This window comes from Mesonia oceanica, assembly GCF_902499555.1.
GTDB classification, from domain to species: domain Bacteria; phylum Bacteroidota; class Bacteroidia; order Flavobacteriales; family Flavobacteriaceae; genus Mesonia; species Mesonia oceanica.
This window is the reverse complement of record NZ_CABVMM010000003.1, coordinates 276,953-302,828: the sequence shown is the minus strand read 5'-3', so window position 1 is coordinate 302,828 and position 25,876 is coordinate 276,953. Positions and strand designations below refer to the sequence as shown.

Genomic DNA, 25,876 nt, shown 5'->3' with positions numbered 1-25,876 from the left:
ACTTTAAAATTGTATTTTTGCAGCCACAATTACAACAATTTATAAAGCTGATGAATACAGATTCTTTTGCGTTAAGACACATTGGCCCAAGGCCTGAAAATATTTCAGAAATGCTAAAAACCATCGGGGTAGATTCACTCGACCAGTTGATCTACGAAACTCTACCGGATGGTATTAAATTAGAAAAAGAATTAGACTTACCGGAAGCCTTAAGTGAGCAGGAATATTTAGAGCACATCACCAAGCTGGCTCAAAAAAATAAGATGTTCAAAACCTACATTGGTTTAGGCTATCACCAAGCTATTATTCCGCCGGTCATTCAACGAAATATTTTAGAAAATCCGGGTTGGTACACGGCATATACCCCTTACCAAGCAGAAATTGCACAAGGTAGGTTAGAAGCTTTGGTTAACTTCCAAACCATGATTGTAGATCTTACCGGCTTAGAATTAGCAAATGCTTCTTTATTAGATGAAGCCACCGCAGCTGCAGAAGCGATGACTTTGCTTTTTGCAGTAAGAGATCGCGCACAAAAGAAAGATAATGTAGTTAAGTTTTTTGTTTCTGAAGAAGTATTACCACAAACCCTTTCTTTATTAGAAACCAGAGCAGAACCTTTAGCCATAGAATTAGTGGTAGGAAATCATGAAGAGTTTGAATTTTCTTCTGAATTTTTTGGAGCCTTAGTGCAATATCCCGGAACTTCAGGAAAAGTTTATGACTATGCAGGTTTTGTACAAAAAGCTAATGATGCAGGAATTAAAGTAGCTGTTGCTGCCGATATTTTAAGTTTAGTAAAACTTCGTGCTCCGGGAGAATTTGGAGCCGATGTAGTGGTTGGTACTACACAACGTTTCGGGATTCCATTAGGTTATGGAGGACCACACGCTGCATTTTTCGCTACCAAAGAAGCTTATAAAAGAAATATACCCGGGAGAATTATTGGAGTTACCAAAGATGCTGATGGAAAACCAGCCTTAAGAATGGCTCTTCAAACCCGCGAACAACACATAAAAAGAGACAAAGCCACTTCAAATATTTGTACCGCTCAGGTATTATTGGCTGTTATGGCAGGAATGTACGCGGTATATCACGGGCCAAAAGGTTTAAAATATATTGCCAATAAAGTACATCGCTCTACCGCTGAACTAGCTGATGCCCTTGAAAAATTAGGATATTACCAAACAAACGAGTTGTATTTTGATACGATTCAGTTAAAAGCGGATGCTGAAAAAATAAAAGAAGTAGCGGAAGCCAGTGAGATAAACTTCTATTATCCGGATGCTGAAACGGTTTCTATTTCCATTAACGAAGCTACTTCTCTCAACGACTTAAACAACATCATTGCTGTTTTTGCACACGTTGCTGGGAAAGAATCCATCAAAATCACGTCTTTAGAAAAAAGCGTTTTAGAAAACCAATCGGTTTCTCGTGATACAGCATTTTTAACGAATGAAGTTTTCAACAAATACCATTCGGAAACTGAATTGATGCGTTACATCAAAAAATTAGAGCGCAAAGATTTATCCTTGAACCATTCGATGATCTCCTTAGGTTCTTGTACTATGAAGTTAAATGCTGCTTCAGAAATGCTTCCGTTAAGTTATCCGCAATGGGGAAATATTCACCCATTTGTACCTGTAGAGCAAGCTGCAGGTTATCAAGAAGTATTAAAACGATTAGAAGATCAGTTAACAGAAATTACCGGTTTCTCGGCAACTTCACTTCAGCCTAACTCAGGTGCGCAAGGAGAATTTGCAGGATTAATGGTTATTAAGGCTTATCACGAATCACGTGGCGATCACCATAGAAACATTTGTTTAATTCCTTCTTCTGCTCACGGAACGAATCCCGCAAGTGCAGTCATGGCAGGAATGAAAGTAGTCGTTACCAAATCTACCGATAAAGGAAATATTGATGTCGATGATTTACGTGAAAAAGCTATTAAGTATAAAGACAATCTTTCAGCTTTAATGGTCACTTACCCATCTACACACGGTGTATTTGAGTCGGCTATCCAAGAAATCACACAGATTATTCACGACAATGGCGGACAAGTTTATATGGATGGAGCCAATATGAATGCTCAGGTTGGATTAACCAATCCTGGGAAAATTGGAGCCGATGTTTGTCATTTAAACTTACACAAAACTTTTGCCATCCCTCACGGTGGTGGAGGGCCAGGAGTTGGACCTATTTGTGTAGCCAAACAATTAGTTCCGTTTTTACCAAGCAATCCGGTAATTAAAACCGGCGGAAATAATGCAATTTCAGCTATTTCTGCAGCACCTTGGGGATCTTCCTTAGTCTGTTTAATCTCTTACGCCTACATTTCTATGTTAGGACCTAAAGGATTAAAATTAGCTACAGAACATGCGATTTTAAATGCGAACTACGTAAAAGAACGGTTGAACAATCATTTTAAAACGCTTTACTCTGGAGAACGCGGAAGAGCAGCACACGAGATGATTCTTGACTTAAGACCTTTTAAAGAAAAAGGAATTGAAGTGGTAGATATCGCAAAACGTTTAATTGATTATGGTTTTCATTCACCAACCGTTTCTTTTCCGGTAGCAGGAACTATGATGATTGAACCTACCGAAAGTGAAAGCAAAGCGGAATTAGACCGTTTTTGTGATGCCTTAAATTCAATTAAAGAAGAGATTGATGCGATTGAAGATCAAGAAAACAACTTATTGAAAAACGCACCACACACTATGGAAATGCTTACCGCCAACGAGTGGGATTTCCCTTACTCTAGAAAAGAAGCAGCTTTTCCGTTGGAATATGTTGCCGCAAATAAATTCTGGCCATCGGTAAGACGTGTCGATGATGCTTACGGGGATCGTAATTTAATGTGTACTTGCGAACCGATCGAGACCTATATGGATTCTGAATAGATTCAATTTTTACTATAAAACGAAAAGCCCAGTCGATTGATTGGGCTTTTTATTTGCTGATATTTATCATTTTCTCATGAAATAGATTCATTTACTTTCGATTTTTGAAAAAAATCATATCTCTTCATTTTTCTAATCATTTTAAAAAAATTTATGCTTAGTTTGGTGCTTAGGTAGGTAAAAAAGAAACTATGTCTATAAAAATAACAGGAGTGGGTAGTTGTATTCCGGAAACGAAAGTGAAAAATGCTGATTTTCTGGAACATGTATTTCTTAATGAAGATGGAACTCCTATTCCCGGCGGGAATGAATTAATCATTAAAAAATTCAAAAAAATCACAGGAATCGAAGAGCGCCGGTATGCGCATAACGATTTAACCGCTTCAAATTTGGCAGGAATTGCGGCAGAAAACGCCATTAATGATGCCAAGTTAGACCGAGAAACTTTAGATTACATTATCGTTGCTCAAAATTTTGGGGATGTAAAATATAAAAATACACAAAGTGATTCTGTACCCAGTTTAGCAAGTCGGGTTAAAAATTATTTACAGATTAAAAACCCTTCCTGTGTATGCTATGATGTGGTTTTTGGCTGTCCGGGTTGGCTAGAGGGAGTCATCCAAGCACAAGCCTTTATCAAAGCGGGAATAGCTAAAAAATGTTTAGTAATTGGAGCTGAAACGCTTTCACGCGTGGTCGATATTCATGATCGGGATAGTATGATTTTTAGTGATGGTGCCGGCGCTACAATTATTGAAAAAGTAGAAGATGAACACGATAACGGAATTATTGCCCACGAAAGTGCCACTTATGCTAACGATGAAGCTTTCTACTTAACTTTTGAAGCCTCATACAACCAAGAGCTCAAAAGGGAAACCCGTTATATTAAGATGAACGGTAGAAAAATTTACAATTTTGCACTGACTTATGTTCCGCAAGCGATGAAAAATTGCTTGGACAAAAGTGGTTATGGGATTAATGAAGTTAGTAAAATATTCATTCATCAAGCCAACGAAAAAATGGATCAAGCCATTTGTGAACGTTTTTATAAGCTTTACGAAAAAGAAATGCCTGAAAACGTAATGCCGATGAGTATTGCTGAATTAGGAAATAGCTCGGTAGCGACACTCCCTACTTTATTAGATTTAGTAAAGAAAAATCAGCTGGAAAATCAACACATAGAAAAAGGAGATGTTGTTATTTTTGCGAGTGTCGGCGCCGGAATGAATATTAATGCGCTGGTTTATAAAATTTAAAAGTTTGAATGAAATTTTACATCATCATTCCTGCGCATAATGAAGCCGATTGTATTGAAAAAACACTTCAATCCTTAGTTTCACAAACACTTTTACCGAAAAAAGTGTTGGTCGTGAATGATCATTCTACCGATGAAACTTCAAAAATCGTTGAAAAGTTTTCTGCTGAATTTCCATTTATAGAACTTTTCAACAATATTTCTTCTTCCCAACATTTACCGGGAAGTAAAATTATTAATGCCTTCTACAAAGGCTTTCAACAAGTAGATGAAAACTACGATGCTATCTGTAAATATGATGCTGATTTAATTTTTCCGAAGAATTATTTAGAACGCTTAGCAGAAGAGTTTCAGCAAGATAAAAATTTAGGAATGGTCGGCGGCTTTTGTTACATCTACAAAGAAGGCGATTGGAGATTAGAAAGCTTAACCAATAAAGATCATATTCGTGGAGCATTAAAAGCTTACCGAAAAGAATGTTTTAAAGCTATTGACGGGCTCAAACCTTCGATGGGTTGGGACACAGTAGACGAACTGCTTTGCCTTTACCACGGTTGGACAATAAAAACCCTACCCGATTTAAAAGTTAAACACTTACGACCTACCGGAAACACCTACAATAAAGCAGCAAAATTTAAACAAGGGGAAGCTTTTTATAAATTAGGTTATGGATTTCCTATCACTTTTATCGCTTCCTTAAAATTAGCGATGCGCAAAAAGCAACCGCAATTATTGAAAGATTATTTACAAGGATATTGGAAGGCCAAGCAAAAAAAATTGCCTTCTCTGGTAACTCCCGAAGAAGGCAAATGGATTAGAAAATACCGTTGGAAAAAAATGAGGGAGAAATTCTTATAAATTTCTTCATACGTTTTCAATCCATCGTAGGTTTTCCTCTACTTAAGATACCTCCCTACAAAATCTAAGCAAGACCTTGTAGGGAATATTATTAACTGAAAGTAGCAACTTTTATTTATCGATAATTTTATAAAGTACTTCTCCCGTCATTCCATTTGGGAAAGAAATTCCTAACAATGCAGAAATGGTTGGTGCAATATCTGTAATTTCTGTCTGTTCGGTAGTTGCTCCTTTTTTAATTCCTTTTCCAAAGAAAATAAGGGGCACGTGGCTATCGTAACTTAATGCACTACCATGAGTAGATCCTTTTTCAGGATAATCGATGTATGCCGGATCAAACTCAAAATCAATATCTCCACTTCTTTTTTGGTTAAAACCATTTTGCACCAAAGCAGGAATTCCGTTTTGATAAGTTCCGGTCTCTAGCATTTCTCTTGTGAACACCTTATAAATATGCTCGTAATTAAGGATAAAACTCTTTAAGTTTTCGGCAAATTCCTTTTCATTGATATTTCTGCTTTTTAAGCTTTCATGATTAAAAAACACTTGATTATTAGAGATGTTTTCTATTAAATCAATCGCTCCGTACTCGTTTCCTAAATAGTTTTTTATAGCTTCTTCAAATTCTTTCATTGGGAAATAGCCTGAAGGTATTTTTTTTGAATTTAAATATTTAGGGACATCAACCGCTCCGTGATCTGCGGTAAGAAAAACAGTATAGTTCCCTTTACCTACATTTTCATCTAAATAAGTAAGAAGCCTTGCAATATCTTGATCTAAACGTAAATAAGTATCTTCAATTTCTTTTGAATTCACTCCAAAATTATGACCTACATAATCGGTACAGGAATAACTTAAAGTCAATACATCGGTCACCTTATCTTGCCCCAATTGTTCAGCTTCGACAGCGGCAATGGCAAAATCTGTAGTTAAATTGTTTCCAAAAGGTGTATTCTTTAAAATACTCGTAATCCCATTATCTTTACTTAACTTTTTTAAATCGTACGGAAAAGTAGCCGAAGTATTACCTCTAAAACTATATTCATAATCGTTTTCATCGATTCCACTTTCGATATAGGTTTCAATCGGGTAAAGTGTATTCCAAGTTTTCAGGTATTTTTCGGCGCGCTTTTCAGCATTAAAATTTTTCACCCAAGCAGGTAATTCATCAAAATAATAAGAGCTTGAGATAAAATTACCGTTTTTGCCACCTTCAAACCAATAAGCTCCGTTGGCTGAATGTCCTGCCGGTAAAATAGCTCCGCGATCTTTCACGGAAACACCAATGGTTTTTCCTTTAAATTGGGTATTCAATCGGTTTTGATCGGCAAAAGTAGTTGTCACCATTCGGTGCGGTGACATTTTTCCTGCACCAGAAGTGGTCCCTAAAGGTGTTACCGAAGGATCTCCAGCACAATACACCATTTGTTTTTCAAATTTATCATACCAATCATTAGCAATAATGCCATGATTTTTTGGACTTGTACCTGTAAAAATAGAAGCATGACCGGGACCAGTCTTTGTAGGAGCATAATTATAATGGTTGTTTTTACAGTTATAACCTTCATTTATCATTCGTTGAAAACCATCTTCACCAAATCGATCCCAAAACCTAGTAAGATAATCATAGCGCATTTGATCGACGACAATTCCAACCACTAATTTTGGACTTTCATTAATGGTTTTTAAAGTATCTTTGGCCAAAACAACATCTTCTGGATTGGATACTTCGGTTGTATTTTCGGAAGGTTTGCAGCTTATTAACAAAATTGTGAGCAAAAATAAAGCTTGAATTCTTTTCATAAGGAGTTTTACATTTGAATTGCAAAAATAGAAATGTTGAAACTTTTAAAGATTAATTCTTAGTTAAATAGTTTTATGATAATTTTTTCTATTTTAGTTTTACAAAAACTGTGTGAATGAAGTACCTCCACGATATTGGCGAATATTTTTTAATGTTGAAGAAAGTTTTCGGGAGAATGACGAAAACTTCTGTGCTTAGAGGTTTAATTTTTAAAGAAATTGATGATTTAATTATTAGTTCTTTAGGGATTGTTATATTCATCTCTTTCTTTATTGGTGGAGTAGTAACCATTCAGACCGCATTGAACTTAACCAATCCACTTATTCCTAAGAGTTTAATTGCTTTCACCGCAAGACAATCTATTATTTTAGAATTTTCCCCTACTTTCATTTCCATTATTATGGCTGGTAAGGTAGGTTCTAACATTACTTCCAGTATTGGGACGATGCGGGTGATGGAACAAATTGATGCTTTGGAAGTAATGGGTATTAACTCTGCTAACTACTTAATCTTTCCTAAGATTATTGCTATGCTATTATATCCTTTTGTGATTGCTATTTCTATGTTTGTAGGAATCGCAGGAGCCTATGCCGCAGGAGTTCTTGGGGGCTTTGTTGCCGGTGAAGAATTCTTAAACGGCTTGCAAAACGACTTTATTCCCTTTCATTTGGTATATGCTTTTATAAAAACTTTCTTCTTTGCCCTTATTTTGGCTACTATCCCCTCCTATCACGGTTATTACATGAGAGGTGGAGCTTTAGAAGTTGGTAAAGCAAGTACCACTGCCTTTGTTTGGACAAGTGTGGTACTTATCCTTGCCAATTATTTACTAACCCAATTACTTTTGAGCTAGATGATACAAGTAAATAATTTACATAAAAGTTTTGGACAGGAAGAAATTCTTAAAGGAATTAACACCCAATTTTATCAAGGCAAGACTAATTTGATTATTGGTCAATCGGGAGCTGGTAAAACTGTATTTTTAAAGTGCTTATTAGGTTTATTTGAACCTACTGAAGGAACTATTGAATATAATGGCAAAGCCTATTCTAGTCTTGATGTCGAGAAACAAAGAGCATTAAGACAAAAAATGGGAATGGTATTTCAAGGAGGAGCTTTGTTTGACTCGATGACCATTGCTGAAAATGTGATGTTTCCCTTACGGATGTTTACAAAGCAGAAAAAATCTGAAATGATGGATCGTGTAGAAGAGGTTTTACAGCGTGTAAATCTAGAAAACGTCAATCATAAATTTCCTTCTGAAATTAGTGGAGGAATGCAAAAAAGGGTCTCTATTGCCCGGGCGATTGTCAATAAACCGGAATATCTTTTTTGTGATGAACCTAACTCCGGATTAGACCCAAAAACAGCTATTCTTATTGACAACCTCATTCAGGAGATCACAAAAGAATATGAGATTACTACCGTGATCAATACACACGATATGAACTCAGTGCTAGAAATTGGAGAAAATATCGTTTACCTTAAAAACGGGAATTTAGCTTGGAACGGATCTAAAGATGAAATCTACAAATCTGAGGATGAATCGTTAACCGATTTTGTGTACTCTTCTGAGTTATTTAAGAAAGTGAGAAAAGCACAATTAAAAGGCTTGTAAAAAACAAAACTCAATTTTTCCCATAATCAGGATCTAGCTTATATTCCATATACAAAGTCACCTCTTCCCAAGTTCCTGCTGAGGTATAAAACTCTTTTTTAAAGGTAAAATAAGCTATTTCATCCTCCCAAGTAACTTCTTGAATCCAAACCCTAAATTCGTCTTCAAATTCAGGGTAGGTATATATGATATTTAGTTCTGGGCTTTCTTCACTTATTTCAATCTCATAAAATCGATAATTATCAAATAAACAAGTACTATAGCTTTCTTGTTCCAAAATATATTTTGATGCCGGAGTATATACTGCGATTTTTACTATATTACGATTCTCTCTGTAGGTAAAATGGCTAGTATAAGATTCAAGATGAAGTGACATATTACAATAAGTCACTTCATCAAAAAGGTTAGTATTTGCCATACCATCATGATTTAAATCTAAAGGAATATCTGTATAAGCAGCTTCTAACCTATACCAGCCTAAAAGACTATCCCTAAATTCATGGCTTTCTTCCTTGTGTACATCATCGTCATTACCACAAGAAACCAAAGCAAAAAGAAATAATAATAATGCTAGAATATTTGCTTTCATAAAAATAAATTATTGCACTTTTCTAGGTACTAAAGAAAAAGAACATTCATTAGTTTTATACCTTCTTAATCTGTAAATAGTATCTTTAATTTGAATAAAGGGTAAATTCATAACAAGTTCAAATTCATCAATAATAACATTATCACCAAAATGCACCACAGTCATGCCTAAATCATCTGAAGATTCTGTCCATTCCTTTGTTTTTGAACTAGAATGCGTTTCCTCAGAACTAGCCCCATATTTTCCACCTATTTTCACTACATTAAAAAGTTCTCCACTTGCTTCAAATTCAAAGTTGGTATTGTGTTTGGTTGAACTGGAAGTAGTAGAAGTGTTTTTAACCTGTAAATCAACTTCTTCCACTCTAAATCTCCATTCATTACTATAATCATGCAAACGCCATGTTAATACTTCTAAATCTAGAGGTAAGCTTTTTTGTTTTATATCTGTGATTGTATAGATTTTTAAATCTATCCATAATAAACCTATATTTTTTTCACTATAAGTAATATCAAACAAGCTTTCTGGAGTAGCATCAAAAACTTTTACAAGGTCTGGACTATCTGCATTGTAATTAATATAAATTTTAAAATCAAATTTCCCATCCGTCCAAAAACTTCCTTGCGAAGGCGTGCCACTCTGTATTAAAACATCTTCTAAATCCGGATCTGATAAATTATTGTTTACAGAAGAAGGATCTGATATGTTATGAAGGGCATTGTATGGCGTTGAACCTTCTATTCGAAAATCACGTATTGTCTCTGCAAAATTATTAATAAAAGGACCATCAGGGTTTGTTGGGTTAATGGTATAATAAATATAATCTCTTTGCCAACCTAAATTTTGGTGTTTGCCATTTACATTCCAAGCCTCTGCCAAAGTAATTTTGTCAGGGTCGACACCCGCACCTCCACCAGTACCGGTAAGATGATTGTAATAGGGACTTTCAAATTTAAATTTAAAACCATTTGCTGCGGTAAATTCCCTATTTTTATTTCTATCATAATTAGGGAAACTTTCTACTACTACCCTTTCCGATTCTTTAATCACAATTACAGGAAAGCCGGGAATAGCATTTTCATCTAACAAAAAGCTTTGCCCTTCACTATTTATAATGGGGGTCTTTCTGTTATTCAGTAACCTTATGGCAACTAAGGGAACTTCTTCTGTAACATTCCAAGTTTGTGCAGAAAATGAATTTTCCGGTAAAGTAGGCACAAAAATAGTTAATGCTCCAAGAGTACTTTCTATTTGAGATAACTCACTTTCTTTTTCAAAAAATGGCAATAATATTTCTCTAAATGTTTTATCGCCTATTTTTTCATCTCGTATATAGTTATAAAGGATATCATAATCTCCATCAAATTGTTTTATTGCCTCTTCTTTAAGAAATCGACGAAGATTAACATTCTGCACCATCGCTTTATGTAAAGCCATTGCAAATTTTTTCTTTAGCCAGTAATAATCGTCTTCAGTTTTTATTCTTGAACTTTGTGTTAAATTCTGACCATTTACATCATACTGTTGATTAGTTCCTGATATTTCATTATCTGTTACAAAATCATCAGAACAAGAAAATAAGAGTAAAGCAACAACTGCTAAGAAGCTAATTTTTTTCATTTCAATCACGTTTTAATTAAAATAAATTAATACGGATTCAAATATACAAAAATAAATTATACTTAAAAGGGTTGATAAATTTTATTCATATCAACTTAATCCCTTTTAAAGACCAAAGTATCTAAACTTAAGGTATACTGTAACCATTCTTTTAATTTCAACTCATTTTTTTGAATTTCTTGCTGGGGTATTGAATCTGCCCAAACTACTCTAAATTCTGGAATGGTATCGGTGGTATGGAAGTTTGAAATGATTTTATCGGCATAACTAAAACTAGCTAAACCTTCGTAGTTGATCTTTGCTTCTTTGCTAATCTTTTTAAATGGTATTTGATGTTCTGCCAATTTGGAAAGTTTTTTTAATTCTCCTTCCAAAAATGAAATCCGCTCATCTTTATTTAAAATATTCAATGAATCCCTACGCTTAAATTCTCGCATATATTGTAATTGATCGTACGACTCGGTATTTTCATTCTGAAGGATGATCAAAGATGCATCTTGAAGATTTTTATAATTCTTCATTTTGGTTCTCCAAAGGTTAATTACCGAACCCGGGATTTCTTTTCCCAAAAAAGAAACTTCAATTTTAGGATCATTTCCGCCATTGTATGCGAAAATAGTAGCATTTTTCTGAAGGAAAGAATCTTCGTAGATCATCAATTCTTCTTCTACAAATCGAGTTGCTTCTTGTTTAAAGTAAGATTCTTTCAGCATATTATAAAACAAATAAATACTGGGAACCATTACAATAATTGCTATGATAGAGGCTATCTGGGCAATAAACCTTCTTCGCTTGGAATTTGCATATTTTACTAACGGAAATCCTAAAAGTTTAGAAACTACAAATGTGGAAAGTGCAATAAAAGTAGCATTAATAGAAAAAAGGTAAAGAGCTCCACCGGCATCAGATAAATTTCCTTGTGCCAAACCATAACCTACGGTACAAAGTGGAGGCATTAAAGCTGTCGCAATGGCTACACCAAAAATAACACTGGCAATGGTGCCTTTTTTAGTTTTAGCAACAATAAGTGCTAAGCCTCCAAAAATAGCTACTAAAACATCTAGAATGGTAGGATACGTTCTTGCTTCTAGTTCAGAATTACTTCCGGTTAATGGCGAAATCCAAAAGTAAAGAAAAGCGGTAATTACACTCAAACCAACCATCACCCCTAAGTTAATAAGGGAACGTTTTAAGGTATCCAAATCATTAATAGCAACGGAGAGTCCAATCCCTACGATTGGCCCCATTAATGGGGAAATAAGCATTGCTCCAATAATAACCGCTGTACTGCTTACATTTAGACCAATGGAAGCTACAAAAATAGAAAAAATAAGAATCCAAGCGTTATGCCCCTTAAAGGTGATATCTTTCTTTACTGCTTCAATAGTAGAATCACGATCAGTGTCGCTACGTATATCAAGTAAGTCTGAAAGAAAACTTTTAAAGCTTCCAAATGTACCTTTTAAATCTTCAGAAAGTTTCTCTGATTTAGAGGTTGATCCTTCTGTGTTTTTTTCTATGTTTTCTTTCATGGATTAAATAAGGTCTTCTCCAAACTTATCTTTTGCTAAATTTCTTACATTTTTGATTCCTTGTTCATCACCACGTGGATAAATTAACAACACCTCTTCATCTTCAACAATAATGTAATTATCTATATCTTTTAAAACTACTAATTTATTTCCTAATGTTCGTACTATATTATTAGAAGCATTTTCTGTTAAGCTTTTTGAATTGATAAAAACATTCTCATTTTCATCATGATCAAGTTCTTCGTGCAATGCTCCCCAAGATCCTAAATCGTTCCAATCGAAACTAGCGGGTATCACACAAACATTCTCTGCTTTTTCCATAATGGCATAATCAATAGAAATATTTTCGGCATCTTCATAACTCTCATTAATAAATCGCTGCTCTTGCGTAGTATTGTAATAAGGTAGCCCTTCTTCAAATATTTCGTACATCTCAGGAACGAGTTTTCTAAATTCTCCTGTAATGGCTTTTGCGCTCCAAACAAAGATTCCCGCATTCCACAAATAATTCCCGTCAGATAAATATTCTTTTGCAGTATTGTAATCGGGTTTTTCTTTAAAATTAACTACTTTATTAACTTTAGAAGAAGGATTTGTTTGATGTTGAATGTAGCCATAACCTGTATGCGGAAATGTAGGTTGTATCCCTAACGTCATCAATAAATCATCTTGACGCTGGCAGGCATCAAAAGCAGTTTGCAAATCATTTACAAAAGCGTCTTCATCCTCAATCCAATGATCACTGGGTGCAACCACCATCATTGCATCTTCATTTTGCTTCTGAATTTTTAAAGCGGAAAGTAAAATACAAGGAGCGGTATTTCGCATCACGGGTTCCAAAACAATTTGGTTATCGGTCACATTTGGAAGCTGTTGCTTCACCAAATCGTTATACATTCCGTTGGTAAGAATTAGAATGTTTTCTTCTGGAATAAGTCTTGCCAATCGATTAAACGTACGCTGAATAAGTGTTTCTCCCGTTCCCAAAATATCATGAAACTGCTTGGGAAATTTTTTCTTACTTACTGGCCAAAAACGTGAACCTACGCCACCAGCCATTAATATTGCATAATAATTTTTATTCCTATTCATAATTACACCACTTTTACCAATTCTACTTCTACATTAGGCTGAAATATATAAACGCTTCCCGAAGACACTTCTTGGCATTCATACCTTTTTATTCTTTTTTTCCCTTTTTTAAACACCCTGCCATTGTCAATCCTAAAAATACTTCCGTAGGGTATTTCAAAAATATAATTTTTACTGTTTTGCGGATCAAACTGTTTTAAAGCTACAGAAAGTCTCGCATCTGTATCACTACTCGCTTTAGGATTTCTAAAATGATTTGCCAAAAGCGGTAATATATGCTGTGGAAAAATACTCGGATTTATAAATGGTAACATCAACTGCTGAAAGGTATATTTCCATTCCTTTCCGTGAGGTTTGATAAACCTTCCGTATTTCTCAAAAGCAACGGCATGCGCAATTTCGTGAACCAATGTAATTAAAAACCGATACGGATTTAAATTAGCATTTACCGTGATTTGGGCTATTCCATTTTGCTTTCTGTAATCGCCATGCCTCGTTTTTCTTTCATTTACAATTTTAAGGTAAATACCATTTTCAGCAATTAACTCAAACGCAGGTTCTACTGCTCGTTCAGGAAGATATTTATTTAAAATTTCTTTCACTTATGGAGTCGAATTTGATACCTGAAGCAATTTACCATTATAATATTTATTTCCGGTTAAGGCAAAATCAACAATATATGCTGCCATTTCCTCTGCTGTTGTTGGCGGTTCATAACCGGGAAATGCTTCTTCCAGCATTTCTGTCTTTACCGCTCCTAAGGCCAACACATTAAAAGCCGGGCCTTTTTCTTTATATTCTTCAGCAAGTAGTTCAGTTAAAGTAATTATCGCCGCTTTACTTGAACTGTAAGCTGCCAAGCCGGGAAATTTCACACTTCCTTGAACGCCACCCATCGTACTAATATTTACCACATGCCCATCCGTTTTCATAAAAGGAACTACTTTTTGTGTTAATTGAAAAGCTCCTAAGGTATTGGTTTGATAAACCGCCATTAATTCTTCTGATGTAATTTCTTCAAAATTTTTGTTGACCAACTTTCCGGCATTATTAATTAACACATCTACTCTTTTCCAGTTGTCTTTTAAAAACCCTTCTACTTTAGTTAAATCTTCTGCAGAAGAAAGGTCAAAAGAAAAAGTGGTTACATTATCCAAGTTTAACTCTTTTACAGGCTGGTCATTTCTTGACAAGGCTAAAATTTCACAATCTTGTTGAGCCAAAAGCTTAACCATTTCAAAACCTATTCCTCGGCTTGTCCCTGTAATAATAATTCTTTTCATAAAGAGCAATTAGTTGTTTTCGTTCAATTGAATTTCTTTCTCGTTAGAATTCGCCATTCCTTCGATACCCGGAATGACTTGTTCTATCAAATTTTTCATATGGGAAATATCCATTAATTTGGCTTCATCATCTACGTGATGATAATAAGGATAATTTGAAAAATCGAACGTACATAAGGTTTGTGCTGGAATATTCATTTCTTGATAAAAAGGGTAATTATCACTTCTTTTGAACAGTTGAAACTCCTTGGCCTTTTCGAAAAAACCAAACACTTCAGCATTGGCATATTCATTAAATTTTTCAGCCAAATTTGATTCTCCAAAACCAGTTAAATAAGCCAAATAACTGGTATCTTCTAATGGAACACCAATCATTTCAAAATTCAGCATCACATAAATTGATGCGTTTTCTTTTGCTAATCTTTTAGCTAAATGCTTAGCGCCTATCAACCCTTCTTCTTCGGCTGAAAAAAGAACAAACATTAAGCTTCGCTTGGTTTCTTTAGTTGAAAAATATTTTGCCAATTCTAAAATGGAAACGGTTCCTGCAGCATTATCATTAGCACCGTTGGCAATAGAATCTCCATTGACCTGTTTGCTTTCCGGAACAATTCCAATATGATCGTAATGTGCTCCTAAAACAATAATTTCATTTTTCAGTTTAGGATCAGTTCCTTCTTTAAAACCTACCATATTATATCCGGTTTTACCTTTGTATGAAAAACTATCGCAATAGGTTGAAAAATAAGGCCTTAAATGAGCTTTCTTAAATTGCTTTTGAATATAATCAGCGGCTTTTTCAATACCTTTAGTACCAAATTGCCTTCCTTCTAAATCATCTGAAGACAAATAATTCAAAGATTCTTTAATGGATTGTGCCGTAATCTCAGAGGATAATCCTGTTTTTTCGGTTTGATGTTTAACCGACTTTTGTTTTTCGTTGCTTTTTGCTTCTCCACAAGAATAAATGAGGAAAGGCAATGCCAGGTAGAGTAAAAATTTCTTCATATTTAAATATAAAAAAATCCCGTTGGTTTAACGGGATTTTATTCTTATAAATTTATTGGAATTAAGCCAGCATCGTAACCGGATTCTCCATATAAGTTCTTAATGTTTGTAAAAATTGAGCTCCTGTAGCCCCATCAACCGTTCTATGATCACAAGCTAAGGTCAATTTCATGGTATGTCCAACCACAATCTGTCCGTTTTTCACTACTGGTTTTTCAACAATAGCTCCTACCGATAAAATTGCGGAGTTAGGCTGATTGATAATACTGGTAAATTCCTGAATACCAAACATACCTAAGTTAGAAACGGTAAAGGTACTTCCTTCCATTTCTTTAGGTTGAAGCTTTTTGTTACGTGCTTTCCCTGCAAGTTCTTTTACATTTGCACCAATTTGAGTCATTTGCATTTGATCTGCAAACTTCAATACCGGTACTACCAAACCTTCATCTACAGCAACAGCCACTCCCATATGAATATGCTTAGCAATTTTCATATGGTCTGGAGTCCAACTAGAATTTACTTGTGGGTGCTTGCGCAATGCCATGGCAGAAGCTTTAATCACCATATCATTAAAAGACACTTTCACGTCTGGCATCTCATTAATTTGCTTTCTGGAAGCCATTGCGTTTTCCATATCTACTTCAATGGTTAAGTAGTAATGTGGAGCGTTAAATTTAGATTCTGAAAGACGCTTAGCAATGGTTTTACGCATTTGTGAGTTCTTCACCTCCTCAAAGCTTTCTTCTCCTGCCGGTGTATAGGTTTGAACTGCCGGAGCATCAGAAGCTTTCTCTTCTTGTTTTGCTGCCGGAGCAGATTTTTCAGAAGGTTTAAAGTCTTCGATATCCTTTTTAACAATTCTTCCATTCTCACCGGAACCGTTTACCTCATTTAAATCGATTCCTTTTTCTTCTGCCATTTTCTTCGCTAATGGAGAAGCAAAAATTCTTCCGCCATCTTTTGTTTCAGAACTTGAACTTTCTGAAGAGCTAGAAGACTCTGATGAAGATTCCTCTTTTGATTCTTTATCATCAGATGATGCGGGCTTTTTCTTACCTGAAGATTTATTACCAGATTTCGCTTTATCTAAAAACGCAGAAACATCGGTTCCTTCAGGACCTATAATTGCTAAAAGTGAATCTACGGGAGCACCTTCGCCTTCTTCTATACCAATATGCAATAAGGTACCTGAATAGAAAGACTCAAATTCCATGGTAGCCTTATCGGTTTCGATTTCAGCTAAAATATCACCTTCTTCTACTTCGTCTCCTTCTTTTTTCAACCAAGAAGCAACAGTACCTTCTTCCATGGTGTCTGAAAGACGTGGCATAGTAACAATTTCTACACCTTCTGGAATTTCACTATCACTAGAAGAATCATCATCTTCAGAAGACTCTTCTTTATCTGAACTTTCTTCTTCCTCTTCCTTTTCTTCTTTTTCTTTTTTATCCTCAGATTTATCTTCGCCTTTACCTTCGATTAGGTCTGAAATATCCTCACCTTCTTCACCAATAATTGCTAACAAGGCATCTACGGGAGCTCCTTCTCCTTCTTCTACGCCAATATGAAGCAAAGTCCCTTCATAGAAAGACTCAAACTCCATGGTAGCTTTATCGGTTTCAATTTCAGCTAAAATATCACCTTCTTCTACTTTATCTCCTTTTTTCTTTAGCCATTGCGCGACAACACCTTCTTCCATAGTGTCACTAAGGCGTGGCATTTTAATTACTTCAGCCATAATATTTTTTTATAATTTATGAGGTAAAAACGGATAATCTTCTTGTTCGTAAACTACGTCATACATAATATCCTTTTCTGGGAAATCTGACTCGTCTGCGAATTTTTCACATTCACTCACTCGGTCTTTAACGCGTTTATCGATTTTCTTTATTTCGTCTTCGGAAGCCCACTCGTTCTCTTTTATTTTATCTAGAACCTGGGTGATAGGATCAATTTTTTGATACTCTTTTACTTCGTCCTTGGTTCTGTATTTTTGCGCATCACTCATCGAGTGTCCTCTATAACGATAGGTTTTTAAATCTAAGAAGGTAGGACCTTCACCTGCTCGAGCACGAGAAATAGCTTCATCCATAGCTTCGGCTACTTTTTCAGGGTTCATGGCATCTACAGGACCACAAGGCATTTCGTAACCCAATCCGAGCTTCCAAATATCTTCGTGACTTGCTGTTCTTTTAACAGAAGTACCCATGGCGTATCCATTATTTTCCACACAGAAAACAACTGGTAATTTCCAGTTCATCGCCATGTTAAAAGCTTCGTGTAAAGTACCTTGTCTTGCTGCTCCATCACCAAAAAAACAAAGGGTCACATTATCTCTTTTGAAATATTTATCTCCAAACGCCATCCCGGCACCTAATGGAATTTGACCTCCAACAATACCATGGCCTCCAAAGAAGTTATGTTCTTTAGAAAAAATATGCATAGAACCACCAAGCCCCATAGATGTTCCAGTAGCTTTTCCGTAAAGTTCAGCCATTACTCTTTTAGGATCTACTCCTAAACCAATAGGCTGCACGTGGTTACGATAAGCGGTAATCATACGGTCTTTGCCAATTTCCATCGCATGTAGCGAACCAGCTAAAATTGCTTCTTGACCATTGTATAGGTGCAAGAAACCTCTTACTTTTTGTTGAATATATACTTGGGCTAATTTGTCTTCAAATTTACGCCAGAAGAGCATTTCTTCGTACCAATTCAGGTAAGTTTCTTTGGTTATTTTCTTCATGAATTTTTAATTATTTACGCTCTAAAAAAATTGCGAAGTACAAAAATAAAATAATAAGTCTTAACGAGAAAACTCTTTTTGATTAATTATAGAGATCATTTTATAAATAACTACTATCAAACGCTAAAGGTAATATATCTAAAAGGGAGTTTACCTGAATAACCTTACCTATTTCTGCCATAAACATAATTTTTATGGGGGATTCTTGTTTAAATTCGTATTCTGCAATGGCCTGTCTACAAGCTCCGCAAGGTGGAGCGGGAACAATCACTTTTTTATTTTGTGATTTTACAGAAATGGCAATAGTCAAAATTTTCTCATTGGGAAATTGTGCCCCTGCTTGAAAAATAGCATTTCGCTCTGCACATAATCCTGAAGGATAAGCAGCATTCTCTTGGTTATTTCCGGTAATTATTTCCCCATTTGCTAAGTGAATGGCGGCCCCAACCATAAATTTAGAATAAGGCGCATAGGCTTTATCTCTAATTCCACAAGCTTTTTGCATAAGGGATTGATCAGCTTCTTCTAATTCTTCTAAATTATCGTAAACAAAATAGCTTGTTTTAATTTCTTTTTCTGTCATATTAATTGAATTACCATCCAATATAAAACAAAAAAGTACCGAATTAAAATCCGGTACTTTTATTTATAACTTTTATAACTTCTTAGAATCTAATACTCATTATAATTTTCTCCGAAGTTAAATGACAAACTGAATCTCAAACTTCCTTCTAATGGATTGGTCACCGCTTTTGCGGTTGAAAACAAATAGGACGCATCTATATTAATAGCGTTGTACTTAAATCCGGCTCCAAGAGTCAAAAATTTTCTAAATCCTTTTTCTTCACTTTCATTAAAGTAACCTACTCTAAAAGCAAAGCTTTCCCTGTACCAGTATTCAGCTCCAAGCGACCAAGTAATTTCTTTTAATTCTTCACTAAAACCTCCCGGCGCATCACTCCAAGAAGAGAAAATAGCTCCGATAGAACTTTCATTATACCAATCGTCTTCATTTGTAATTCTATTATCACCATTTGTATCGGAAGGTGTTGGCACTAATAATTTATTCATTTCCCCATACACACCTACAGTATTATCTGCATCTAAGATAAAGTCAAAACCTAAACCTGCTTTAAAATTGGTAGGAATAAAATTTTCTTGACCACTATCGTCATATTTTATTTTAGGACCAATATTAGAAATATTAATCCCCCCTCGCCAACGACCATCAAAATCACCATAAGCTATTTCCTCACTTTGATAAAAAGCTGAAATATCAACGCCTATAGAATTTGCTGCTGTAGCATCATTATTTCCTGTTGGGATTTGTAGATTAGATCGTATGTACCTACCGGTAACTGCCATAGAAAATCGCTCGCTCAATCTTAAAGCATAACTAATATCCAATCCCATTTCGTTAGGCTCTACAATTTGCGGCTGTTGATCTGGAGTCTCTCTTAGTTCTACTTCTCCTTGACCAAAATAACGCAAGCTTGCCGCAACAGCACTTTTCTCATTCAATCTATTATAATAGCTAAGCACTCCTAAATTGATATCTGTCACCAATTCTCTTAAATAAGGAACATAAGAAACTCCTACTCCGTTTTGAATTTCAGCAAAAGCAAATTTTGCTGGATTCCATTGTTGTGAAAATGCATCTGGCGAAGTTGCCACCCCTTGATCTCCCATACCTGAAGCTCTAGCATCTCCCGATATTAATAAAAATGGAACAGCAGTTGTGATGGTTCTATCTGATATGGTTGGTGCTTCGGTTTGTTCCTGTGCACTTATATAATTTGAAATAAATACAAATCCTAATAATAATGTAAGCGTCTTTCTCATAAATTACTAAATGTTTGGCAAATATATATTTTTATTTAAACTAGAGGATGACTAGTTTTTCAAATTTCTCTACTTTTTTGTTTGTTAAGGTTGATTTTACAGTTAGTTTATACACATAAACACCTTTACCTATGGCATCTCCAAAATCATCTTTTCCATTCCAAGTAATTTCCCTCGCCAAAAAACCGTCTGTGGTAATCGTTTGATTTTTTGTCCATACAATTTTACCGGATATGGTAAAAACTTGCACCTGAACTTCCAATGGTTCAAAAGGACGGTTATGATTAAACCAGAATTCTGTATAGTTATGAAATGGGTTGGGGTAGTTTAATACCCTTGTGATTTTTAGCTCATCGTCACCGGTAACTCTAAATTGAATTTCTGCGGTACTGGAATTATTGTAAACATCCCAGGCTTTAAAAGTTAACGTATGTAAGCCTTCTTCCAAATCTCTTAACTTATAATTGACAGTCCCTTGGGTATAATCGTCAAGTTCTGTCTCATAATAATCGTTCACTACATAGGGATTAGTTTCATCCCCATCTAAAATTGCCACTAAATCATGACCAATACCACTGGCTGTATTAATCCCATTTTCATCACTTAATTTTGCCAAAAGAAAAGGTGAGCTATTAGTGATTCCTCCAGAGACAAAATTTTCATCATTCATATATAACTGAATTTCTGGCCCTAAATTGTCTTCCGGGGCATTTTCATTTATTCCTCCGACCAAAATCTCATTATTATAACCTGTATTATCCTGAAGCTCATTATTTTTCTCAGCGTAAAAACTTATCCGCCCTTCCCCTACTGGAACAGCTATATCTTTTGGCACCACAAAATCAAATTCGAATTTACCGTTGTTTACGGATGCTTTTCCACGGAAAATGATTTCCCCCAGGGTCGTAAAATCAAAAACTCCTTCACCATCATTATTAAGGGTACTTCTATCAATTCGCTTATCAAAAATCACGGTCGATAATTCACCGTTATAATTGGAAAGCAAACCACCTTCTGCATTTTGAACTTCCCCTCCCAGCTTCACTCTACCCAAAGCTTTTAAGGTATCTATTTCTGGAGAAAAGGGCTGCTCATTAATGGTGGTTAACCTAATTTGAGGATCGGGCATAGCCAATTTCATAGCTGGATCTCCAAAATAAAACACTACTCTTTTATCTGAACCTCCTATATTGTTTTTAGCCTTCCTTACTGCTTCTGCAATTGAATCGTCACCACCATCATAATTAAAAAGAAAAGGTGCTATTTGCTGATTAAAATCTGTACCCGTAGAGACACTTATGGTACGAGTAGTGGTTACCATTGCTGCTGAGCCTCCATTTTCATTCAATAAATTATATTCTCCAGGTGATAATTCTGTTGGATTATCAAAACGGGTAAACTCGCAGGTTACGGTAACAAATAGATTATACTTGTCTTTGTTTTGCCAACTATTGATATTATTAATGGTTACGATTCGCTCTTGTGCTAACCCATTTTCACCTCCATGCCCGAAATAATTCACCACCAACGCACCTACTTCTACAGCTTCGGTTATCGCTTTATTTACATCAGGATAGCGAAAACCTCCTGAAGAAGAAACCTGCCGATAGGCATCGGAATGAATCTTTTTCACATTTATAAAAGGCTTATTTAGTGAAATATCATCTCCTATTTGATCTAGCCCAACTTGCAGTTGGTAATCACCTGGTTTATCTGCATCATCTGAGATAAGCACAAAGTTGTTTCGCCATCTTCCATATGATTCTTTACGCTCATAGTCGATAATTTTATCCACTAAGATTTTAGCTGTCCGATTATTATCTGCTAAAATTCGCCCTACCGCTATATCTAAAATCCCAGGAGACCCCGGCTCTAAATTACCTTCATTAGCACCCATCATGCCATAAAAATCATCTGAAGCTGAAGAACTTGAACCTACAGAATTCCATGACAACCTTTCATAAACAGGCACCATATTATTGTTATTCGGCAATCTATTTTTAAAATCTACTGAAGCATCTCCGAAAAGGCATACATATTTGATTCTTGACGATGGACTTTCTGCATTATCGTAAATATATTTTACCAGATTTCTAATTGCTCCAATATCCTGCTTTCCTGAATTGAACTCTTGATATATATCTTCTAACAGAACAACTTTAATATTCAAATTATCTTTTTCACTTCTAAATTCTGCTAGACGTGTCGCTTGTTGAGAAAGTTCTTTAGGTGTTACCATTAAATAATCTATAGTATTAGAATCATTAAAAGAAAAAATATTCCCTTTAATGTTCACATTCTTTACCGATGGATTATCAATCAATGGTGTATAATAATCTGATGAAACCAATGCTACATATTCCCTTATTTCCCCTAAATTAGCTTTAAAAGAAAAGTTAGGCTGCTGATTATTCTCAACACTTCTTATTTGAGTTATATTGGTTACATCCCAAACTTCTTCTACTTCACTTGTATTACTTAAATTATAAAGAGCAACACCAGATTGACTTGCTGCATCCCTATTTCTAAATCCCAATTGCCTATTCCCTACCTTCAACTCTCTTTTTGCCCAGATATTTATATAATCTAAATAACCTACACTAGCAGGATTACCACTATTATTATAAGTTACATTTACCGTAAAACTATCATTATTAACATTTGCTAAAAAAGTAGCCGTATTACTTTGTCCAAAAAAATCATCATTAATTGCTGCAAAAGAAAGTGTTTGAGCATCTCCATTCAAGCTAAGCTCCATACTAGTCCCTATTTCTGAAACTGCTGCGGCATACACCTTTATTTCTAAGTCTTCTGAAGTTACTAAATTAGGAAAGGTGAAATCGTATGATTGTTCATTTTCTACATCGTAACGATCACCAAACCACCTTCTCCCCACATGAGCAATACTATATAGATCTTCCTCATAATATTGGTAATCATCAAAAGTATTGTAAGTAACTGAAACACCTCCTGAAGGTTCTACATAAGTAGCAACCCGATTACCGTTTGCTCCATCTGCAGTTATATAATAGTAAGACTTATCTGCATAAAGATTTAAATTGGTTTTATTTTCTTCACTCCATCCATTATCAACCGCTTTTCCATAAAACAAAATATAATCACCATTATCAAAACTACCATCTTCACCTCCCACAACTTTAACCGCTAACTCAGGCGGATCATAATATTCATTATCAGCATTTCTCAAAGGAAGCATATCTCCACCGTGCCCTACAATTTTAAGTTGATTTGGATTTATAGCGGAAGTATTCATCCCCAAATTATCCAAAAAGCGCTTAGTGATTTTATGAACACCGGTTTTTTCTACATAAAACTTATACCAATTTCCTGTAGCAAAAATGGAGTTTGACATAGAAGGGGTATCAAAAGTTCTTGCCGAACTAACCGAATTTCGATAATTAAGTACAAAAGAAGTAAGCAAATAAATATTCCCCTGTCTTTTCACGATAGGGTTTAAACTTAGTACGGCATACGATTCCTCTCTCGCTTTAGCATTATCAAGTTCAAATTCAATTTCTGAAACAACTTCTGAAATATTTATTTTTTTTAAAATTGATGCCGGCGCCAAAACATAATTAACATTTGAAATTCCTTCAGCAGAAACACTTCCACTCTTCCATTGATTTTGATAAAGAAAACTTTTCGTTTCATGATCATAAGACAACGAAAGACCAGAAACCTCTTTTTCTTCTAACGATGAATCCCACGCCCCCCAATTCACAGAAAAAGTTTTTTGTTGAGCAAAAGCAAACGCACAGCAGCCTAATAAAAAAAATGTAATTTTAAACTTCATCGACAATAGTAACGGTATTTAAATAATTGTATTATATTTAAAGCTTCAAAAATAAATTTTTATATTGACAATGCACTAAAAATGGTAAGTTATCGTTATAAAAGTGCTAACAGAACTAAAGGTTTTTCACTAATTAACAAAACAATCTTGTTAATTTAGCGTTAATTACTATATTGCAAACCCAAATTTTACAAACCTTATTGTAATTATGAGATTTAATATTGCTCTTAAAACGATGATGATTGTTGCGCTAACTACCTCTGTAGTAAGCTGTAACAAGTCTAAAGACTACAAAGACAATTCTAGAGCCACTGGATGGAGACTCGACGGAAAAGACGGCTCACTGAAGTATCAAACCGACTATAAAGGACAAGAAACCGGACCCGGTTTAGTTTTTGTTGAAGGAGGTACCTTTACTATGGGACGCGTTCAAGACGATGTAATGCATGACTGGAACAACAGTCCTACTCAACAACATGTTCAATCTTTCTACATGGATGAAACTGAGGTGACCAACCGTATGTATTTACAATATTTAGATTGGTTAAAACTAACGTTTCCTCCAACAGAAAAAAAATACACCAACATTTATAAAGGAGCCCTTCCTGATACATTGGTATGGAGAAACCGTTTAGGATACAACGAAACCATGACCAATAACTATTTACGCCATCCTGCCTACCAAAACTATCCGGTAGTAGGTGTGAATTGGATTCAAGCAACTGAATTTAGTAAGTGGAGAACAGATCGTGTAAACGAATTGAATCTTGAAGAAAAAGGTTATATCGGTGAGAACGCAAGATATGCTGCCGATGCTAATACAACTTTCAATACTGAAACCTATATTAACGCTCCTACTAAAGTATATGGCGGGAATGACTCCTTAAGCAAAGGAAGAAACAGCGAAAGACTTGTAGAATTAATTGGTAAAGACAAAAAAGATTCCACACATAGTTTCATACAACGTAAAGACGGTGTTCTTTTACCTGCTTATCGTTTACCAACCGAAGCAGAATGGGAATATGCCGCTTTAGGCCTTTCAGGAATTAGAGAATACAACCAATATAGAGGTAGAAAAAAATATCCTTGGGACGGACAATATACCCGTCAAGGGGGAAGAAGAAAAAGAGGTGACCAATTAGCCAACTTTAAACAAGGAAATGGTGACTATGGAGGAATCGCAGGATGGAGTGATGACGGAGCAGATATTACTGCTGAAATCAAATCATACCCCCCTAATGATTTTGGACTTTATGATATGGCTGGTAACGTAGCTGAATGGGTTGCTGATGTTTACAGACCTATTATAGATGATGAATTTAACGACTTTAACTACTACAGAGGAAATGTATTTACCAAGAATGCTATTTCCAAAGACGGTACCGTTAAACTAGTAACTTCAGACTCTATTGTATTTGACACCTTAAGCAACGGTAGTATTGTAGCGAGAAGTTTACCTGGTGAAATTGTTCAAGAAGCAGTAACTGAAAAAGACACCTACCTAAGAACGCAATTTACTGATAGCGACAACAGAGACTTTAGAGATGGAGATAAAGCCTCTTCAAGATACTACGGACAGTCAACAACTAACGAAAGAATGTACAACTCTCCTCAACATCAAGTAAACGCTATTATAGATTCTACCGGAACATCTAAAGGATTAGATAGACAGTATGATACTAATTCTGACAGAACCACTTTAATCGACAACGAAGTTAGAGTATTTAAAGGAGGTTCTTGGAGAGATAGAGCATATTGGTTAGATCCTGCACAAAGAAGATATTTCCCACAAGATATGGCAACCGATTATATAGGTTTCAGAAATGCGATGTCACGTGTTGGCTCTAAATCTCAAAAAGGAAAAAGAGCAAGAGATTAAATAAAAAATTTCAATTGTTTTCAAAAGCCCTTTCTA

At 35.3% G+C, this 25,876-nt stretch carries 19 protein-coding genes; 6 read left to right on the top strand and 13 right to left on the bottom strand.

The features are described 5' to 3' along the window. Positions 1–50: 50 nt before the first annotated feature. From gcvP to FVB9532_RS05080, 3 genes are all read left to right on the top strand, one after another. On the top strand, positions 51–2,900 hold the full coding sequence (gene gcvP, locus FVB9532_RS05090; RefSeq protein WP_150544197.1) for an aminomethyl-transferring glycine dehydrogenase: 2,850 nt from the start codon (positions 51–53) through the stop codon (positions 2,898–2,900). 191 nt (positions 2,901–3,091) lie between these two features. Then, on the top strand, positions 3,092–4,156 hold the full coding sequence (locus tag FVB9532_RS05085) for a 3-oxoacyl-ACP synthase III family protein (RefSeq protein WP_150544125.1): 1,065 nt from the start codon (positions 3,092–3,094) through the stop codon (positions 4,154–4,156). Between the two features lie 8 nt (positions 4,157–4,164). Then, entirely contained in the window at positions 4,165–5,013 is an 849-nt protein-coding gene (locus FVB9532_RS05080; RefSeq protein ID WP_150544124.1) for a glycosyltransferase family 2 protein, read from the top strand. A 111-nt stretch (positions 5,014–5,124) separates the two neighbouring features. Here the strand turns inward: FVB9532_RS05080 and pafA are convergent, their stop codons facing one another. Further along, on the bottom strand, positions 5,125–6,816 hold the full coding sequence (pafA, locus tag FVB9532_RS05075; protein WP_150544123.1) for an alkaline phosphatase PafA: 1,692 nt from the start codon (positions 6,814–6,816) through the stop codon (positions 5,125–5,127). Positions 6,817–6,932: 116 nt separating this feature from the next. Between pafA and FVB9532_RS05070 the strand changes: the two genes are divergently transcribed. Then, the gene (locus FVB9532_RS05070; protein WP_150544122.1) at positions 6,933–7,670 is read left to right on the top strand and encodes an MlaE family ABC transporter permease; all 738 of its coding nucleotides are present in this window, start codon (positions 6,933–6,935) and stop codon (positions 7,668–7,670) included. Next, positions 7,671–8,435, top strand: a complete 765-nt coding sequence (locus tag FVB9532_RS05065; protein ID WP_150544121.1) for an ABC transporter ATP-binding protein — start codon at positions 7,671–7,673, stop codon at positions 8,433–8,435. It begins immediately after the preceding gene. Positions 8,436–8,445: 10 nt separating this feature from the next. Here FVB9532_RS05065 and FVB9532_RS05060 read toward each other — a convergent pair whose 3' ends face one another. The 12 genes from FVB9532_RS05060 to porU form a co-directional block, all read right to left on the bottom strand. Continuing rightward, positions 8,446–9,024 (bottom strand): hypothetical protein, encoded by a 579-nt coding sequence (locus FVB9532_RS05060; protein WP_150544120.1) that lies wholly within the window; start codon positions 9,022–9,024, stop codon positions 8,446–8,448. 9 nt (positions 9,025–9,033) lie between these two features. After that, entirely contained in the window at positions 9,034–10,644 is a 1,611-nt protein-coding gene (locus FVB9532_RS05055; RefSeq protein ID WP_150544119.1) for a hypothetical protein, read from the bottom strand. Between the two features lie 95 nt (positions 10,645–10,739). After that, on the bottom strand, positions 10,740–12,176 hold the full coding sequence (locus FVB9532_RS05050) for a DUF389 domain-containing protein (protein ID WP_150544118.1): 1,437 nt from the start codon (positions 12,174–12,176) through the stop codon (positions 10,740–10,742). Positions 12,177–12,179: 3 nt separating this feature from the next. Next, positions 12,180–13,268, bottom strand: a complete 1,089-nt coding sequence (locus FVB9532_RS05045) for a mannose-1-phosphate guanylyltransferase (protein ID WP_150544117.1) — start codon at positions 13,266–13,268, stop codon at positions 12,180–12,182. Positions 13,269–13,270: 2 nt separating this feature from the next. Beyond that, positions 13,271–13,870 (bottom strand): SprT-like domain-containing protein, encoded by a 600-nt coding sequence (locus tag FVB9532_RS05040; RefSeq protein ID WP_150544116.1) that lies wholly within the window; start codon positions 13,868–13,870, stop codon positions 13,271–13,273. Next, entirely contained in the window at positions 13,871–14,551 is a 681-nt protein-coding gene (locus FVB9532_RS05035) for an SDR family NAD(P)-dependent oxidoreductase (RefSeq protein WP_150544115.1), read from the bottom strand. A 9-nt stretch (positions 14,552–14,560) separates the two neighbouring features. Continuing rightward, the gene (locus tag FVB9532_RS05030; RefSeq protein WP_150544114.1) at positions 14,561–15,559 is read right to left on the bottom strand and encodes a M20/M25/M40 family metallo-hydrolase; all 999 of its coding nucleotides are present in this window, start codon (positions 15,557–15,559) and stop codon (positions 14,561–14,563) included. Positions 15,560–15,620: 61 nt separating this feature from the next. After that, positions 15,621–17,297, bottom strand: coding sequence for a pyruvate dehydrogenase complex dihydrolipoamide acetyltransferase (locus tag FVB9532_RS05025; RefSeq protein WP_150544113.1), 1,677 nt, complete (start codon positions 17,295–17,297; stop codon positions 15,621–15,623). Positions 17,298–17,306: 9 nt separating this feature from the next. Continuing rightward, positions 17,307–18,305 carry a pyruvate dehydrogenase (acetyl-transferring) E1 component subunit alpha gene (pdhA, locus tag FVB9532_RS05020; protein WP_150544112.1) on the bottom strand — a complete coding sequence of 333 codons (999 nt, stop codon included), beginning with the start codon at positions 18,303–18,305 and terminating at the stop codon, positions 17,307–17,309. A 100-nt stretch (positions 18,306–18,405) separates the two neighbouring features. Next, positions 18,406–18,888: a cytidine deaminase gene (gene cdd, locus FVB9532_RS05015; protein ID WP_150544111.1), complete on the bottom strand. Its 483-nt coding sequence runs from the start codon at positions 18,886–18,888 to the stop codon at positions 18,406–18,408. A gap of 89 nt (positions 18,889–18,977) precedes the next feature. Continuing rightward, the gene (gene porV, locus FVB9532_RS05010; protein ID WP_150544110.1) at positions 18,978–20,147 is read right to left on the bottom strand and encodes a type IX secretion system outer membrane channel protein PorV; all 1,170 of its coding nucleotides are present in this window, start codon (positions 20,145–20,147) and stop codon (positions 18,978–18,980) included. Between the two features lie 40 nt (positions 20,148–20,187). Further along, positions 20,188–23,961: a type IX secretion system sortase PorU gene (porU, locus tag FVB9532_RS05005; RefSeq protein ID WP_150544109.1), complete on the bottom strand. Its 3,774-nt coding sequence runs from the start codon at positions 23,959–23,961 to the stop codon at positions 20,188–20,190. Positions 23,962–24,169: 208 nt separating this feature from the next. Between porU and gldJ the strand changes: the two genes are divergently transcribed. After that, a complete protein-coding gene (gldJ, locus tag FVB9532_RS05000) occupies positions 24,170–25,840 on the top strand; it encodes a gliding motility lipoprotein GldJ (RefSeq protein WP_150544108.1) in 1,671 nt (556 codons plus the stop codon). Positions 25,841–25,876 lie beyond the last annotated feature (36 nt).